A 16,612-nucleotide genomic window follows, 5' to 3' on the forward strand; every position below is an offset into this window, starting at 1 on the left:
TACCTGTCCAGATGCACGCGACCCGGGGAAGGTTCCGCCCCGAGCCGCAACGAAAGGAACTTTCCGAAGTGCTCGGACTCCACGTGTGGTGTGTCACCGAGGGCGGAGAACCCGGAGGTGGGGGGCGGGTGGGGCCGGGAGGCGAAGGCGGGACAGGGCCTTCGCTGGCCTCAAACCGCTGGCGGTCAGCGGTTAGCGGTTGGCGCCCTCGAGGGTGCCGGTGACCATCTCACCGGGGGTGTTGACGTAGCAGATGATCTCGCGGTCGTTGAGCAGGTCCCACGTCTCCTGGGTCGGGTAGAGGTAGGCCGCGTAGATCTCCGACTCGTCGTAGGAGACCCCGACGAAGTCGGTGAAGTTCTGGCCGGTGCAGATCTCCTCCGCCTGGGTCTGGGTCGCGGCGTCGCCCGGGTACTCGTCCTCGGTCATCTCGTGGGAGAAGAAGAACTCCGAGTCGTGCTCCTCGGCACAGTCGACCAGGGGGACGTCGCTGACCTCGCTGTCCGCGAGGGCGGTGTTCATGGACGACTCGACGAAGCAGTCGCCGACGTTGAGCTCCATCACGTTGCCCTGTCCCAGCAGGGACATGACAGCGCCGCAGCCGCTGAGGGACAGGACGGTGCCGGCGGCGAGCACGGACGCGCCGGCGGCGCGCAGAACGGGGGAGAGGGTAGACATGGGGATACTCCGAAATTTATGCATGGGGATCCGCCACCCAGGCAGGAATGGCGGGATCGTAACAATTCCCCAGCTGCGGGTTTATGTCAATCTGATTCCCAGTGGACACGGAAAGGAGTAATTCCGTCACCCAGTGCTCCCGTGTCCTGCGGTTTCCTGCCCGCATGGCGTTCTCGGTCAGGAGCGAGAACACCACACGGTGACGACAGTCAACGAAGAACGCCGTTTGTGGCTCAGTGCGACGGGACCATGGGCGGAGCGTAGTGGATACCATTCCGGAAACGGCACCGGGAGTGCCGGGGGAAACGCGTTGAGCGACAGCGGTACGGCCTCCCGGAAAACCGCGGAGAAGTGTTCCGCCGGAATTCACTCCCTACCGCGGAGACGACGGGGCCCCGGTCGGAAACCGACCGGGGCCCTCGTCTCGTGTGCGTCATCAGGGACTCGAACCCCGAACCCGCTGATTAAGAGTCAGCTGCTCTGCCAATTGAGCTAATGACGCCCGATGTCACCGCCGGGCCGCTGGCCCGCGACGACGCGTCTCACTCTACCCGACACCCGGAGTTCTCCGGGCCCTCACCGGGCCGGTCGTGGATCACACCGCGCGGGGCGGGCGACCGGGCAGGCAAGAGACCCCGGGAGGAAGGTGCTGCCTTCCTTCCGGGGCCGCTGGGCTGTGCGTCATCAGGGACTCGAACCCCGAACCCGCTGATTAAGAGTCAGCTGCTCTGCCAATTGAGCTAATGACGCCCGCCGTGCCGTGGCACCGGCCCCGTGGGCCGCGCCCCTGGCGACGCCGTTAACTCTAGCAGGACCGCGGGGGTGGCCGCGAACCGATAGCGGACCGGCCGGGCGCCCGGTCCCGTGTACCGCGCTCCGGGAGGAGGGGCCCGGCCTAGGCGAAGGCCATGACCAGCGCGACGACGACGGCGATGGCCAGAACCACGCCGAGACCCGCGAGCACGAGCGGCAGGATCGGGCGGCGCGCCGGCTCCTCCGGCTCCGGGTTCTCGTCGACGAAGCGGCGGAAGTGCTGTGTGGTCCCCGCCGGGTCCATGTTGTTGGGATCGTTGTTCTGTGTCATGGGGTTGACCCTAGCGACTCCCGTGAGCGGTGAGGACCCCCATGGACATATCCGACCGATTTCATGACCCCGCGGTGAGATTGCCGTGGAATCGGACCCGGCGCCGCCGGGCCTCCACGCGACCGGCCACGGCTCCTCACCTCGGTGAAAGCCGAACGTAAGACGCGTGGCCGACACTCGGTTCAGGAGGGTCGGGTGCGGCCGGTACTTCCCCGCGGCCGTGGCGGCCCTCCTCGGGCCCGGCACGTAGTACGGCGGCCATCCGGGCCGTGGGAGTGCCCCCGCGTGCCGGGTCCACCGCCTCCAGTCGCCGCACCAGCTCGACCGCGGAGCGCTGGGGGTGGGTCTCCAGCCAGACCGCCGCCATGCGCAGGGCCAGGGGCAGGAACCCGGCCAGGTGCGCCAGGCGGCGCAGCACCGGCTCGGTACACCGGTCCGGTCCCGCGTGCGCGCGCAGCAGCTCCACGGCGGCGCCCGGGGGCAGCGGCCCCACCGGCAGGGCCCGCAATCCGTCGCGCACCAGCAGGTCGGTCAGCCAGCAGCGGCTGGTGACCACCGCCGCGCAGCCGGTGCCGCCGGGCAGCAGGGGGCGCACCTGGCGGGTGGAGGAGGCGTTGTCCAGCACGAACAGGACGCGCCTGCGGGCCAGGAGGGTGCGCAGCCGGGCGGCCGACTCCTCGGCGTCCGCGCCGCCCTCCCCCGGTTCGCTGGAGAGCGAGCGCACCAGGCGCCGCAGCACCTCGGCGGGATCGCGCGCGGCGCCGTCGCCGCCGCGCAGGTCGACGTAGACCTGCCCGTCGGGGAAGTGCGGGGCGACCGCGTGCGCCCAGCTCAGCGCGAGGGCGCTGGTCCCCGCCCCGGCGGGCCCGCGGACCAGGACGCTGACCGGCGCGGAACCGCGCGGGCCGGCCAGTCGGTCCAGTTCGGCCAGGGCCTCCTCACGCCCCACCAGGGCGGGCGGCGCGGCGGGCAGTTCCGCCGGGGCCGGGGGAAGGGGGATCGGCTCGGGCGGGTGGACCGGGGCGGGCCGCGCCCCGGGGACCGGGCCGCCCGCCCGGTCGGCGCCCGCGCCCTGCGCGGCGCCCTCCACGGAGTCGCGCTGGCGCGGGACGGGGGCGGTGCGCGGGGGCCGGTCGAGATCACCGCGCAGGATGCCGTGGAAGGTCTCCTGGAGCTCCCGGCCCGGGTCCGCGCCGAGGCGCTCGGCCAGGACCCGGCGGGTGCGCGCGTACACGCGCAGCGCCTCGCTGGGACGGCCGCTGCGGTAGAGGGCCAGCATCTGCACCCGGATGAGGGGCTCGCGCTCGGGGTGGTCGGCGGCGACGGGGCCGATCTGGTCGGCCACCCGCTCGTGGTCCCCCCGGGCCAGCGCGGCGCCGAACCCCGACTCGGCGGCGCGCAGGAGCTCCTCGGTCAGGGGCGCGACGTCGCGCTCGTGCAGGACGGGGCTGGCCACGTCGGCCAGGACCGGGCCCCGCCACAGCCCCAGGGCCTGGATGAGCAGATCGGCCCGGGTGTCCGGATCACCCCGGTAGGCGGCTTCGGCGGCGCCCCGGACCAGGGAGCGGAAGCGCAGCAGGTCGCACTCCTCCTCGTCCAGGTCGATCCGGTAGCCGCCGTCGGCGCCCGCGATCAGCGGGGTGCCGCAGTGGTCGTCGAGGACGGCGCGGAGGCGGGCCACGTGGACCTGCAGGGCGCTGCGTGCGGCCGGGGAGGGCGGTGCCGCCCAGATCCGCTCGATGAGGTCGGCGGTGGAGACGGTGCGTCCGGCGTGCAGCAGGAGGGTGGCCAGCATGGCGCGGCGCTTGTCACCGCGCAGCCGCACCGGGCCCCCGTCCGTCTCGACGCCGAAGTGGCCGAGCAGGCCCACGCGGAGTCCGCGGGCGGTGGGTGCGGCCGTACCCGTGCGGGACACGGCGGTCCGCCGGGTCCGCGTGTCCTGGCGGGCCGCGGTGGTCCGCCGGGCGGCGTCCGCGTCGCGCCGACGCCCGGCCGGGTCACTCAGCGCCACAGCACCATCCCCCCTGCGCGGCGGGCGCCCGCGCCTGCGGGTGAGCGGCGGCGCCCCTGTTTCCAGGGTGCCGCCTGAGCTGGGAGATCGCAATCGGCGGGGGGTACTTGCCGCTAGGGCTGTCCCTTGGAATCCTGGATTCTCCCGCTTTTTCCCATCACCGCGTTGACTCTGCACCACGACCGAAAGAAACTTTCCTCCATGGCGGAAATCCCGAAGCCTACGGGCGAGCGGCAGGAGACCGAGAAGGCCTCCGCATCGCCCGTCCCCACGACCGTGCTGCGCATCCGGTCGCTCCTTCCCTCCCTGGCCCCCGCCGAGCGGCGGGTGGCCCAGCGCGTCATCGACGACCCCGAGCGGGCCGCCGCCTCCTCCATCACCCAGCTGGCCAAGGACTGCGCCACCTCCGAGGCCACGGTGATCCGCTTCTGCCGCACCATCGACTTCAGCGGCTACCGGGAGCTGCGCCTGGCCCTGGCCACCGAGGCCGGTCAGGCGCGCGGCGCGCGCTCGGGCTCCCCCGAGTTGTCCAGCGACATCAACCCCGACGACACCCTCGTCACGGTGGTCCAGAAGATCGCCTTCACCGACGCGCGCGCGGTGGAGGAGACCGGTGCCGCGCTGGACGTGGACGTGCTGCGCCGGGTCATCGACGCGATGGCGGGCGCCCGGCGCATCGACGTGTACGGGGTCGGCGCGAGCGCGTTCGTCGGTGCCGACCTGCAGCAGAAGCTGCACCGGATCGGCCTGACCTCGTTCGCGTGGTCGGACGCGCACGTGATGCTCACGAGCGCCGCGGTCCTGGACCGGCGCGACGTGGCGATCGGCATCTCGCACAGCGGCACCACCATCGACACGGTCCAGGCGCTGACCGAGGCCGGGCGGCGCGGGGCGGTGACCGTGGCCATCACGAACTTCCCGCGCTCGGCGATCGGGTTCGCCGACCACGTGCTGACCACCGCGGCCCGGGAGACCACGTTCCGCTCCGGGGCGACGGCGAGCAGGCTCGCGCAGCTGACCGTGGTGGACTGCCTGTTCGTGGGCCTGGCCCAGAGCCGCTACACCGACAGCCGTACCGCGTTGGAGACCACCTTCGAGGCGGTGCGGGGCCTGCGGATCAACGACGACCGCAGACGCCGCCGGGGCGAGGACCCCGGTGGCAGGAGCACGGACCCAAGCGACGGCTGAGCCGGTACGCGTCGGCCCCGTCGTGCCGTTCGCAGCGGCGGCGGAGCCGGGCGCGTCCGGTGCTCTGACGGAAAGGAACGGCACGGGTGCGGACCGAACAGGAGAGCGCTGTGCACGACAGCGGGCCGGACACCCCGGCGGAGGGCGGGAACACCCCGCGCGGGACCGGTGCCGAACCGTCCTGGGAACGGGTGGAGGGGAGCGGGGCCGTGATCGTGCGGGCGCCCACGGAGGCCCGCAACTCGGGGACCCACGACATCGACCTGCTCCCGGCGCTGGAGGTGCTGCGGCAGATCAACGCCGAGGACGTCACGGTCCCGGCCGCGGTGGGCGCGGTCCTGCCGGAGCTGGCGCGTGCCGTGGAACTGGGGGTGGCGGCCCTGGAGCGGGGGGCGGCCATCCACTACTTCGGCGCGGGAACGTCGGGGCGCATCGCCGCGCAGGACGCCGCCGAGCTGCCGCCGACCTACGGCGTGCCCGCGGACTGGGTGGTGGCCCACCACGCGGGCGGCGCGGAGGCGCTGCTGCGGGCCGTGGAGGGGATCGAGGACGACTGGGAGTCCGGGCGCGCCGACGCGGCCGGGGTCGCCCCGGGGTCCCTGGCCGTCGGGCTCGCGGCCAGCGGGCGCACGCCCTACGTGGGCGGGGCGCTGGAGGCGGCCCGGGAGCGCTCGGCCGCCACGGTGCTGATCAGCGCGAACCCGCGGGCGCCGCTGGCGTCCGGGGTGGACGTGCACGTGGGCGTGTCCACGGGCGCGGAGGTGATCGCCGGGTCCACCCGGATGAAGGCGGGGACCGCGCAGAAGCTGGCGCTGAACGCGTTCTCCACGGCGGTCATGGTGCGGATGGGCCGCACCTACTCCAACCTCATGGTGGGGGTGGACGCCACCAACGGCAAGCTGCGAGGACGGGTGGTGACGATCCTGACGCAGGCCACCGGCATGGAGGAGAAGGTGTGCGCGGAGGCGCTGAACTCCGCCGGGGGTGACACGCGGGTGGCGCTGGTGTCGCTGCTGGCCGGGGTGGACGCGCTGACGGCCGCCCGGGCGCTGGACGCGGCGCGGGGCCGGGTGCGCGCCGCGCTCACCGGGCTCGGCGTGCCGGGCCAGGAGCCCCGGGGGTAGGCCGGGGTACGGCGCTACCCGGGCCCCGCGCCCGGGGAGCGCCGTTGCGGCGGCGGGTTCGGGCCGCGCCGTCAGCCGCGTTCGAGCGCGGTGCCGATGAGGCCGATCGGAGGGGAGCCCAGGTCGAGCAGCGCCCGGTGGAAGCGCTGGAGGGTGAACTCCCCGCCCCAGAGTTCGCGCGCCCGTTCCCGGAGCCGGAGGATCTCCAGCTTGCCCCAGGTGTAACGCCCGTAGGTGGGGTCGAAGGTGGCGCGGCGCGCCTCGGACAGCGCCGCCGGGCCCTGGAGCGGGGTGTCCTCGGCGAACCGGGCCGCCGCCTCCGCCACGGTCATGGTGCCGCTGTGCACACCGATGGCCACGGACAGGCGGGTGACCCGGATGAGCGCCTCCACCCACACGCCGGCCTCGAAGTGGTCGGCGGTCCAGGAGGGGTCGCCCAGGCGTTCGGCGGCGTAGGCGCCGAAGCCCTCCTCCACGCACACCTCCTCCACGTAGTGCGCCCACCCCTCGGCGAAGGTCATGGAGTGCAGGGCGCGGCGCACCGGCCCGGGCGCCCGGCGCAGGGCGCGCCCGTGCGAGAAGTGGCCGGGCGCCACCTCGTGGACGCTCACCGCGGGCAGGGTGGTGTGGCTGAACATCTCCAGCCACTCCTCGGCCTCCTCCTTGGTCCAGGAGGCGTCGGGCGGGGTGATGAAGTAGAAGGAGGGCGTGTCGGCCTCCCACGGGCCGGACCAGGACATCATCGCGGTGGCCCAGCGCTGGGAGGGCGGGGAGACGTCCACCCGGCACTCGCCGTCGCCGTGGGGCGCCAGGCCGCGCTCGGCGGTGAAGTCCAGGGCCAGCCGGGTCCAGCGGCGGGCGGCCTCCAGGACCCCGTCGGTGTCGGGGTGCTGGCGGGTGAGCTCGCGGACGAACTCCATGGTGTCGCGGCCGGGTGCCAGGCGCGCGACGGACTCGGCGAGGCGGGCCCGCAGGCGGTCGCGTTCGGCGTCGGCGCGGGCGGCCAGGTCGGCCAGGTCCACCTCGGCGGCCTCGCCGCTGCCCATGAGGCGGGTGAGTTCGCGGGCGCCGAGGGCGGCGCTTCCGGGCCCCTCCCCGGCGGCGCGCTCGATGTGGGCGACCAGCCTGGCGTGGGCTGCGAGGGCGGCCTCGCGGACGTCGGCGGGCAGGTCGTCGGGGAGGCCCTCGGCCGCTCCCCGCACGGCGCCCAGGAGCGCCTCGGCGACGGGCCCGGGCACCCGGTCCAGGGCGGCGATCGCGTTGTCGACCACGCGCGGCCACGCGGTCAGGTGCCTGACGCGGGCGGCGTCGCGCTCGGCGCGCGGCGCGTACTCGCGGTCGTAGGCGGACAGGTCGAGTTCGCCCAGGTGGTAGAGGGGGTTGGCGCGGTGGAGCTGGAGTTCGCCCAGCTCGTAGCGCAGGGCGTTCTCGAAGGCGGCCAGGTGGGCCTCGTCGTGGGGGTCGTCGAGGGGGTCTCCGCCCAGCCGGGAGAGGGCCGCGCGGACCCCGTCGGGCGACATGTCGGCGACCCGGCCGTCGTACTCGTGCATGCCGGAGCCCTCGCGCATGTTCCCCGGCATGAGGTCGGCGAGGGCCCTGATCCTGGGGGGCAGGTCGTCGTTCTGGAACTGGTTGGACATGCGGCGACTCTAACGGCGCCCCGGCCATCCCGTCAGCCGGTTTCGGGCCCGTCCACCGACCACTCCGTTCAGGGTGGAAACGGCGGAGGGGAGTGGGGAAACGGTGGACGGCCGGGGAACACCGGGGAACTTTCCGGCGGGAACCGAACCGCGGAGCGCGGCGGCGGAACTCCGGAGCCGGGCCGGGCGTCTTTCCGGGCGTGACTGACTCAGACCCCGCCACGGCCTCCGGCCGGAGGCCGCTGCGACGCCTGTTCCTGCTGGCGGTACTGGCGGTGGCGGTGGGGTGCGCCCCGTTCGTGTGGGTGCTCTCCTCCACCGCCGACCACCGCCACACCGCCGCGACCGTTCCGGAGCGCCCGGTGGCCCTGGTCCTGGGCGCCGGGGTGCGCCCGGACGGGCAGCCCAGCCTGCTGCTGGCCCGGCGGCTGGACACCGCCGCCGGCCTGTACTTCGACGGCAGGGTGCGCGCGGTCCTGGTGACCGGCGACAACAGCGTCGAGCACTACAACGAGACCGACACGATGCGCGACTACCTGGTGGCGGCGGGGGTGCCGCCGGAGCGGATCGTGGGCGACTACGCCGGGTTCTCCACGTGGGACTCGTGCGCCCGGGCCCGCGAGGTGTTCGGGGTGGCGGAGGCCACGGTGGTCACCCAGGACTTCCACCTGCCCCGGGCGGTGCGGCTGTGCCGTGCGGCGGGGATCGACGCGGTGGGGGTGGCCGACTCCAGCCTGCGCGAGCGCACCTTCGCCACGGTGTACGGATGGCTGCGGGAGGTCCCGGCCGCCGTGGCGGCGCTGGGCACGGCGGTGCTGCGGCCCGATCCGACCTTCCTGGGCGAGTACGAGACGGGTGTGGACGACGCCCTGGCCCCGGACGGGGAGGCGCCCGCGGGCGGGGGGTGACCCGCGGGCCGCCGTCCTGCTAGCGTCCGCCGCCGAAGAGGCGCCCGAGCAGACCGCCGGGCCCGGGCGCGTCGGGGGCCCGCCCCGGCCCCGCGGCCGGGGCGGCGGGCTCGTCCTCGGGCTCCGGTTCGGCCTCCACCCCCGCCAGGGCGCGGAACCCCTCGGGGTCGTCCGGCAGCGCCCAGGCCCGCAGGGTGTCCCGGAACTCCTCGTCCTCCCAGGCGGAGTCGGGCAGCTCGGCGATCGCCCACAGGACCTTGAGGGTCTCCTCGTCGTAGTCGGCGGCGGCGTGCTCCTCGGCGGTGTACCCCTTGCTCCGGGGGCCGAGCACCATCTCCAGCCCCGCCCCGGTCACCACCGCGCGGGAGTCCTCCTCGCCCTTGACCAGGCCCGGGAGGATGTCCAGGCGCAGGCGGCGGGCGCGGTCACCGGCGCGGCCCAGCGCCAGGAAGCCCAGCACCCGCGGGGAGTGGCCGCCGCAGTGCGGCCAGGACTCGTTGAACAGGCCCTCGTAGCCCACGGTGGTGCCGCCGCCGCGTCCGATGCGGCGCAGCGCCTCGCGCGGGGTGTTCTCGCCGTGGATGAGCACCATCGCCACCGCGGCGGCGAAGGAGTTGTACAGGTTGCCGCCCGCCATCTGGTGGGTGAGGCCGACGGAGGTGTCGGTGTCGGTCGGACTGGCCACCAGGCCCAGGGCGAACAGCTCGGCGGGCAGCGGCTCGCCGCTGTCCGTCATGGTCATCGCGTCGCGCAGGCTCGTGGGCGGTTTGGGCGCCGGGCGCAGGTCCTTGGCGAGCAGCACCTGGGAGGCGCCGGTGATCTCGGCCGTGATCCGCTCGGCGTCCGCGGTGTTCGCGACGCTCGCGGCCAGGAAGCCCAGCAGGTAGCTCACCCACTCCCCCGCGCGGTCCATGCCCCCGCGGTTGTCGGGGCCCCGGAGCAGCCCCACCAGGTCCGGGATCCGGGCGCGGACGGCCTCGTGGGTCTCGAGTTCGGCGCGCAGGAGCGCGGCGCCGCCGGGCCGCTCCATGACGGCGAGCCGGTTGCGCATGCGGTGGTGGTGCTGTTCGTCGGGGGCCTCCTCCGCCCAGGAGCGGTACTGTTCGCGCACCGTGTCGGCGTCGTTGGAGGTGGCCCAGGCCACCTCCTCGCGCCACTGGTCGAGGTCGCGGGGCTCGGGGAGGCGGTCCTCGGCGTGCCCGGCGACCAGCTCCAGCAGGAGGCTCAGCGGGCGCCAGCGGTCGGTGGCCGGGGTGGACTCGGCGCAGGCGGTGTCGACCAGGAAGTCGACCGCCCTGGGCGCGGCGAGGTGTCCGGGGGCGGGGAAGCGGATGATGTCGTGCAGCTCGGAGAGAGCGGTGTCGCTCCCGGCGAGCTGTCCGAGCAGCTCGGGGATGCGCGCGCCGCCCTCGGGTGCCAGAGCCGCCCAGTCCACGTTCTCCGCGCCGTCGTGGAAGTCGTTGTCCGTGGTCGCGTTCATGGGGCTGATTGTCCCAGCCGCAGGACCGCCGCCGTACCGGCCGGGGCTGCGTGCTGGCGGTGGCGGTGGCGGGAGCGGCCGACGCGGTTCGGCGCGGGCGGCGGTCACGGTTCGGCGCGGGCGGGCGCGGGGCGCAGGAGCGCGTCGCGCAGGGCCTTGAGCGCGGCCCCGACCTCGCGCGCGTAGCCGATCACGGTGGAGCGGCGCCGGGCGCCCATGCTGGGGTCGCCGACGCCGACGGCGTCGATCCCGGCCGCACGGGCGAGGGCGACCGTGCGCGGCAGGTGGAAGGACTGGGTGACCATGGTGGCCGCGCGCACGCCGAACAGGTCGCGTACCCGCACGCAGGTGTCCCAGGTGCGGTAGCCGTACCGGTCGGCGTCGATCCGGTCCGCGGGTACGCCGTGCTCGACCAGGTAGGCGGTCATGGTGTCGGTCTCGCGGCGCGAGACCTCGCGGTTGTCGCCCGAGACGACGACGCGCTCGACCCGGCCCGTCTCGTACAGGCGCACGGCCAGGTCCAGGCGGCGGGCGAGCAGTGGGGAGGGTCCGTCGTTCCAGGCGGCGGCTCCCAGGACCACGGCCACGGGGCGGTGCGGCACGGTGTCGACGCTTCCGCGGCGTCCGGCGCTGGCCAGGTAGGTCCAGCCGTAGGGGGCCAGCGCCAGGGCGCACGCTCCTCCCAGGACCGCCGAGATCCACACACCCACGCCTGCCGCTCCTCGTCCTCGTCCGGCGCGCGAGCGCCCCGGTTCCCGCCCCGCGCGGGATCGCTCGCACCCCATCATGGCGTATCCGGGGGCGGCCCGGCCCCGGGTGCGCGGTGGTGCCGGGTGCCTCCCGGGGGCTCCCGAGGGCCCCTCAGGAGCCGAGGCCGCCGAGGTTCGCCCAGGAGAAGGGCCTCTTGTAGCGGACCGACAGGCCGCCTCCGTGGCACTGCCCGGTGATGACGAAGTGCGTGCCGGAGGTCCTGCGGACGGAGTCGACGTCGACCCGCAGGCTCCCGAACCAGGCGGTGTCCACGTCCACCTCGGCGGTGGCCCCCTCGGGCAGGATGAGGGCGGCCGACCCCCAGGAGGCGTTGAGGTGCACCTCGACGAGCGTGGTGGGGATGTAGGCCTCGCGGAAGTCCAGCCGGGTGGAGCCGTACGGGTTGTCCACCTCGATCCGGGGCGGCACCTGCCAGTGGCCCTTGCGGGAGACGGTGGTGCCCGGGGAGCGGATGACGAGGGCCCCGCCCCCGTCGCGGAACTCCGGAGGGCGGTTGTCCACCACCGGCGGAAGGGGGCCGGTGGGCGCGCCGGGACCGGAGGGCAGGTCCTCGGTGAGGGGTTGGAGGTCGTCGTAGGTCCTGGCGGCGTAGGCCGCGTCGAGCCGCTCGTCGAGTTCGTCGAGCGTGATCCGGCCCTCGGCGGCGGCCTCGCGCAGGACCTCGGCCACCTGGTCGCGTTCGGCGTCGGAGACGCGCATGCGGCCCCGGCCGGACCCGGCCGGGGACTCCGGGTCGGAGGGCACTGGATTAGGGGGTACAGGGTTGGGGGGCACGGACTCGTCCCGCTCCTCTCCGCTCTTTTGTCACACCCACGGTAGAGCATGAGGGGAAACGGGCACAGAGCCTGGAGGAGCGGTGACCGTGGGCCCTGGCGGACGTGTGCGCGCCCCCGCCAGGCGCCGGCCTCCGCGACCGCCGCGGCGCCGCCCCCGTGGGGGCCGAGGTCGGCGTCGGTACGCGCTTTGGAACGGTCGGGGGCGGGGTACCGCTTCTCTAGGGTGGTTGAGGACTCTGCCGGGGTAGGACGGACCCCGGCAGAGTCCTGAACCACACGAGTACTTCTCTCCCCCCGTGGGGTACACGATCTCGCACCGGGACACCTCCCGCACAGAGCGTGTCCGGAAGCGGCCACCGCGTGAGTCCGCCCGTCTCGGCGTCCTCCGGCCCCTGCCGCCACCCCCGGCCCGGGGGCCACTCGTATCCCTTCCTTACCCAGAGATTTCGGTCATACTGCATCAACTCCGGAGGATCATCCTTTCCTCCCCGCTCCATTTCCCTTCGGAGCAGGCACTCCACCGCACTCCGGCATCCAGGGGCACCAGTTCCGGATACTCCCTAAAGAGGGTTAAGGACACCATGATCCGCCAGAGAACCGCAGGTCAGGACGACGCCCCTACCGCACTCCGGAAAACCTCCGCAGGGAATTCGAACCCAGTTCCGCAAAACATGCCCTGACCAGGGAGAACGCGGGCGCCCTCCGGACTCCTCCGCCTGACGGGAATCGGCCTTCGAGCGGCGTTTGCCCAAATTCTGCGGCGAGCATCCTCCTTGGTGAGCGCGGCGGCCAGCGACCTGCCGCCCGCACGAGGCCCCGTCCGATCCGACCGCCCCGAGCACCACAGACACCACCTGGTCGAAGACCGGAGGAAACCACGACGTGTCCGCCCTCGCGATCGCCCCGACCTTTCTCAGCGACTTCACCCGTCTCACGCCCGACGTCCAGCTCGACACCCTGACCGTGATGCGCGCCTACCAGGCGGGTGACCACCACCCCGACCTGGAGTCCGTCGCGGGCGCCGCCGACCCGCGCGTCCGGGTCGTCAGCATCTCCCCCGACTGGTCCGGCGTCGTCGTCCCCGACCACGACGCCGGGGACGACGACACGTCCGGGCGGCCCGACGCGGACCCTCCCGGCTCCTCCGCCGACGGCACGCACTACCGGCTGGTCACCGTGCGCCCCCGCGAGGAGGCACTGCGCTTCGCCCGCGGCCTGCTCCCCGAGGTCCCCGAGGACCTCGCCCCGGGCGGCGCGGACCCCACCCCCGCCGGGCCGCCCGAGCTGGAGGGCGCCCTCAACGCGCCCTTCGCCCAGTGGCAGCTGACGCTCCACCCCGACCAGCACCGGATCACCGAGGGGCACTACAACGGGTCCGTCCAGGTCACCGGCGGCCCCGGCACCGGCAAGACCGTGATCGCGCTGCACCGCGCCGCCCATCTGGCCGAGCGCGACGCCGCCGTGTACCCCGAGGACACCCGCGAGTCGGTGCTGCTGACCACCTACAACCGGGCGCTGGCCCAGTCCCTGGCCGAGCGGCTGGACCAGCTCCTGCCCGACCCCGGCGTCCGCGCGCGGGTGCGCGTGGCCACCATCGACAGCCTCGCCCGCGCCGTCGTGCAGTCCCACAGCGGCGTGGCGCCCCGCCTCATCGGCCGGGACGAGCTGGCCCGGCGCTGGCGCGCGCTGGCCCTGGCCGACGGCCTGCCCTTCTCCGGTCGCTTCCTGGTGGACGAGTGGGAGCAGGTGATCCTGGCCAAGAACCTGGAGCTGCTGCCGCAGTACATCCGCTGCGAGCGCAGCGGCCGGGTGCAGCACCTGGCCCCCGAGCACCGGCGCCAGGTGTGGGAGACCGTGCGGCGCTACGTCGGCGCCATGCGGGTGGAGGGGCTGTGGTCCTACCCGCAGCTGGCCGCCGAGGCGGCCCGCGTGCTGGACCGGGGGCAGCCGCTGTTCCGGCACGCGGTGGTCGACGAGGCCCAGGACCTGCACCCGGCCCAGTGGCGGATGCTGCGCGCCGCCGTCCCCGAGGGGGCGGACGACCTGTTCATCGTCGCGGACCCGCACCAGCGGGTGTCCGACAACCGGGTGTCGCTGGCCTCGCTCGGCATCAACGTGCGCGGGCGCGGCCACCGGCTGCGGGTGGGCTACCGGGTCACCCAGGAGATCCTGGACTGGAGCATGCCGATCCTGGGCCACCGGGCGGCCCTGGGCATGGACGACGACGCCGACACCCTGGCCGGGTACCGCTCGCTGCTCCGCGGCCCCGCTCCGGTGGTGCGCGGCTGCGAGGACCGGGCCGAGGAGCTGCGGGCGCTGGGCGACTGGGTGCGGGTGTGGCTGGAGGCCGGGGTCAACCCCGCCGAGATCGCGGTGGCCGGGCGCAACCACTGGGTGGTGCGCGGCATCGCCAAGGAGCTGGAGGCCCGCGGCATCCGCACCGCGCGGCTGGAGGACGGCGGCCGCGCCGAGGCGGTGCGCGTGGGGACGATGCACCGGCTCAAGGGCCAGGAGTTCCGCTGCGTGGCGCTGGTCGGGGTCAGCGACCACCTGGTGCCGCCCAAGGCGGCGGTCGAGGCCGCCGACGGCGACCAGGTGGCGCTGGAGCACGCCGTCCAGCAGGAGCGGACGCTGCTGTTCGTGGCCTGCACGCGGGCCCGCGACGCGCTCTACGTCTCGCACGTGGGACGGCCGAGCCGGCTGATCGCCAACAACTGGTAGTCCGTCGGCGGCGGGGCGGTCGACCGCCGGGAAGCCCGGACGCCGAGGCGGCCGGGCCTCCCGTGTGTCGTCGCCCGCCGCGACGGCGTCCGGCACGGCGCCGTCGCGGCGGGACGGTCAGGCGCCGCCGTACTGCCCGTTGAGGTCGGGGATGTTCATGAGGTCGGTGGTGGCCAGGGGATTGTCCACGTCCACCCCGGTGACGATCATGTACGGCAGCAGCAGCGGGGGCGGGAAGTCCGGGGTGAAGGTGAGCGGGATCCCCAGGAGCCGCACGTGCATCCGGGTGATGTGCATCTGGACGCGCCCGTCCATGGTCATGGTGGGCAGCCCCAGGCTCATCCGGGTTCCGGCGTCCTCGAACCACAGCTCGGCGCCGGCGAAGTCGGCCCGGCTCATGGACAGCCGGATGTACCTGCGCGGACCGTCCAGGGTCGGGCACTCCACGACGCCCTCGTAGCGCGCGCCGCTCATCGTCAGGCGGTCGGCGGTCAGGCCCGAGGTGCGGACCGACCCCTGGGAGCAGTCGTACTCCCGTTCCACCGCGACCGCGGGCAGTTGGTCCTCGTCCCGGGCGGCCTGGCAGGCGCGGACCGCTTCCAGGAACTCCTCCTCGGATTCGGCCAGGGCCGACTCCCCGGTGCGCAGCTCGCAGTCCTCGGGGTCGCCCTCCTCCCCGTCCCCCTCCGTCCGTTCCTCGTCCTCCCCGCCCGTCTCCCCCTCCTCCGGGTCCCCGCCGGCGTCCTGCCCGGGGGACTCCTCGTCGGCGTCCGGCGCGGTGGGCCGGTCCCCGGGGGCCGGGTCGGCGGAGGGGTTCCCGGAGGGTGACGGCGAGGGCTCGTCGGCGGGCTGCTCCTGCTCCTCGTCGGGGGAGGAGAACCAGTCGTCCCAGGGCCAGCCGAGGGTGGGCGCGGGCGCGCTCGCCAGGGTCAGGGCCGCGACCAGGGGCAGGGTCAGGGCGAGCAGGGGGCGGGTTCCGCCCCGGGGATCGGTGACGGTCTCGGCCTGGGCGGCCGCGGGTTCGACGGCACCGGTTCCGGCCCGGGTTTCGGTCAGCTCCTCGGGCCGCTCACCGGCCGGGGAGGCGGTACCGACCCCGGTCGGCACCGCCTCCTCCGGTGCACCCGCGCGTCGGAAGCGGCGGCGCCGCCGGACCACGGGCGCCCACGCGAACACGAGCGAGCCGCCGACGATGCCGAGCAGCATTCCGACGGCGAAGCCGCCGAAGTTGGAGGTGACGAAGGAGACCAGGGCCAGGAGCAGTCCGACCACGCCGAAGAAGTAGTGCTGGGCGGGTTGCAGCCAGCTCAGCACGCCCAGCGTGACGAGCAGCAGGGCGATGAGGGTGCCCGACACCCCGGCGATCCCGGCGTAGATGATGAGGTCGATCGGCAGGATCAGGGTCTGCGCGGCCGGTGCGACCAGCAGCTCGATCCCGGCCGCGACGAGGAGGATCCCGCCCCAGAACGGGCGGCCGCGCCGCCAGCTCCGGAAGCGTCCCCATCCCGCTCTCAGCGGGGTCAGTGCGCTCGCCATGGGATCAGAAGCACTCGTGGTCGCCGGGCCTGACCGCCAGGCTCAGCCCGGTCAGGTTCAGGGATCCCGAGGTGACCGCCCACGTGGTCAGCTCCATGTCGGTGACGGTGATGGTGTCGGCCTGGAGGCCGAACCCTCCCGCGGGGCCCTGGCCGCCGTCGGCCTTGTCCAGGGTGCTGGCGTCGCGGCCGATCTCGATGGAGTCGAACTCGGCGTTGCCCCGGAGCTGCTCGATGTCCAGGACCAGGTTGTCGCCCCGGACCGGCGCGGCCTCACCGGCGCGGATGACCAGGGTGGCCTGGCCGACGGACAGGTCCCACAGCGAGGACATGCACAGGTTGTCCAGCTGGGCGGTGTCCACGGTGGACAGGCCGACCGCGCGGCCGGAGCCGTCGACGGAGACGGCGTCGTCGCCGTACTGGGTGAAGCCGGTGCCGACGAGCTGGTCGGCGGACATCTTGAAGCTGTCACCGGACACCGCGAAGGAGGCGGCGAGGAGTCCCTGGGTGGTCATCCCGCCGAGGACGGCGGCGGCCGCGAACCCGGGGACGGCGACGAGGGCGAATCTGCGCCAGACGGTGCCGCCCCCGCCTTCCAGCTGCTCAGGCGCGTCCTGGGACGCCTCGGGCGCCTCTCCGGAAGCCTTGGGCATGAGTACCTCCAGTGTTCCGCCGCGCTGGGGCGGCGAGGGGGAA

General features: G+C 74.2%; 13 protein-coding genes and 2 tRNA genes. 4 read left to right on the forward strand and 11 right to left on the reverse strand.

Features of this window, described 5'->3' with window-relative positions:
• Positions 1-192: 192 nt before the first annotated feature.
• The 5 genes from FYW95_RS11050 to FYW95_RS11070 all read right to left on the reverse strand — a co-directional run bounded on the left by FYW95_RS11050 (position 193) and on the right by FYW95_RS11070 (position 3,773).
• Positions 193-678, reverse strand: a complete 486-nt coding sequence (locus FYW95_RS11050; protein ID WP_160050318.1) for a septum formation family protein — start codon at positions 676-678, stop codon at positions 193-195.
• Positions 679-1,107: 429 nt separating this feature from the next.
• A tRNA-Lys gene (locus tag FYW95_RS11055) sits at positions 1,108-1,180 on the reverse strand.
• Between the two features lie 175 nt (positions 1,181-1,355).
• Positions 1,356-1,428 (reverse strand) — tRNA-Lys (locus FYW95_RS11060).
• Between the two features lie 145 nt (positions 1,429-1,573).
• Positions 1,574-1,762 (reverse strand): hypothetical protein, encoded by a 189-nt coding sequence (locus FYW95_RS11065; protein ID WP_159942976.1) that lies wholly within the window; start codon positions 1,760-1,762, stop codon positions 1,574-1,576.
• Between the two features lie 136 nt (positions 1,763-1,898).
• Positions 1,899-3,773, reverse strand: coding sequence for an AfsR/SARP family transcriptional regulator (locus FYW95_RS11070; protein ID WP_370462995.1), 1,875 nt, complete (start codon positions 3,771-3,773; stop codon positions 1,899-1,901).
• Between the two features lie 201 nt (positions 3,774-3,974).
• Between FYW95_RS11070 and FYW95_RS11075 the strand changes: the two genes are divergently transcribed.
• A complete protein-coding gene (locus tag FYW95_RS11075) occupies positions 3,975-4,961 on the forward strand; it encodes a MurR/RpiR family transcriptional regulator (RefSeq protein WP_159942977.1) in 987 nt (328 codons plus the stop codon).
• Between the two features lie 86 nt (positions 4,962-5,047).
• On the forward strand, positions 5,048-6,085 hold the full coding sequence (locus tag FYW95_RS11080) for an N-acetylmuramic acid 6-phosphate etherase (protein WP_159942978.1): 1,038 nt from the start codon (positions 5,048-5,050) through the stop codon (positions 6,083-6,085).
• A 71-nt stretch (positions 6,086-6,156) separates the two neighbouring features.
• Here the strand turns inward: FYW95_RS11080 and FYW95_RS11085 are convergent, their stop codons facing one another.
• Positions 6,157-7,725, reverse strand: coding sequence for a DUF885 family protein (locus FYW95_RS11085; protein WP_160050319.1), 1,569 nt, complete (start codon positions 7,723-7,725; stop codon positions 6,157-6,159).
• A 200-nt stretch (positions 7,726-7,925) separates the two neighbouring features.
• Between FYW95_RS11085 and FYW95_RS11090 the strand changes: the two genes are divergently transcribed.
• Positions 7,926-8,633 carry a SanA/YdcF family protein gene (locus FYW95_RS11090; protein WP_159942980.1) on the forward strand — a complete coding sequence of 236 codons (708 nt, stop codon included), beginning with the start codon at positions 7,926-7,928 and terminating at the stop codon, positions 8,631-8,633.
• A 19-nt stretch (positions 8,634-8,652) separates the two neighbouring features.
• Here the strand turns inward: FYW95_RS11090 and FYW95_RS11095 are convergent, their stop codons facing one another.
• From FYW95_RS11095 to FYW95_RS11105, 3 genes are all read right to left on the reverse strand, one after another.
• Positions 8,653-10,113: a hypothetical protein gene (locus FYW95_RS11095; protein WP_159942981.1), complete on the reverse strand. Its 1,461-nt coding sequence runs from the start codon at positions 10,111-10,113 to the stop codon at positions 8,653-8,655.
• A 104-nt stretch (positions 10,114-10,217) separates the two neighbouring features.
• Positions 10,218-10,823, reverse strand: a complete 606-nt coding sequence (locus FYW95_RS11100) for a SanA/YdcF family protein (RefSeq protein ID WP_159942982.1) — start codon at positions 10,821-10,823, stop codon at positions 10,218-10,220.
• A 151-nt stretch (positions 10,824-10,974) separates the two neighbouring features.
• Positions 10,975-11,583 carry a DUF1707 SHOCT-like domain-containing protein gene (locus FYW95_RS11105; protein ID WP_159943052.1) on the reverse strand — a complete coding sequence of 203 codons (609 nt, stop codon included), beginning with the start codon at positions 11,581-11,583 and terminating at the stop codon, positions 10,975-10,977.
• Positions 11,584-12,542: 959 nt separating this feature from the next.
• Here FYW95_RS11105 and FYW95_RS11110 point away from each other — a divergent pair.
• Positions 12,543-14,381, forward strand: coding sequence for a UvrD-helicase domain-containing protein (locus tag FYW95_RS11110; protein ID WP_159942983.1), 1,839 nt, complete (start codon positions 12,543-12,545; stop codon positions 14,379-14,381).
• A 117-nt stretch (positions 14,382-14,498) separates the two neighbouring features.
• Here FYW95_RS11110 and FYW95_RS11115 read toward each other — a convergent pair whose 3' ends face one another.
• Together FYW95_RS11115 and FYW95_RS11120 are read right to left on the reverse strand one after the other, a co-directional pair.
• Entirely contained in the window at positions 14,499-15,917 is a 1,419-nt protein-coding gene (locus tag FYW95_RS11115) for a DUF6114 domain-containing protein (RefSeq protein ID WP_159942984.1), read from the reverse strand.
• 4 nt (positions 15,918-15,921) lie between these two features.
• A complete protein-coding gene (locus FYW95_RS11120; protein ID WP_159942985.1) occupies positions 15,922-16,569 on the reverse strand; it encodes a DUF6230 family protein in 648 nt (215 codons plus the stop codon).
• Positions 16,570-16,612: the final 43 nt, after the last annotated feature.

It is taken from the genome of Nocardiopsis sp. FR4 (genome assembly GCF_009830945.1).
Lineage (GTDB): Bacteria > Actinomycetota > Actinomycetes > Streptosporangiales > Streptosporangiaceae > Nocardiopsis.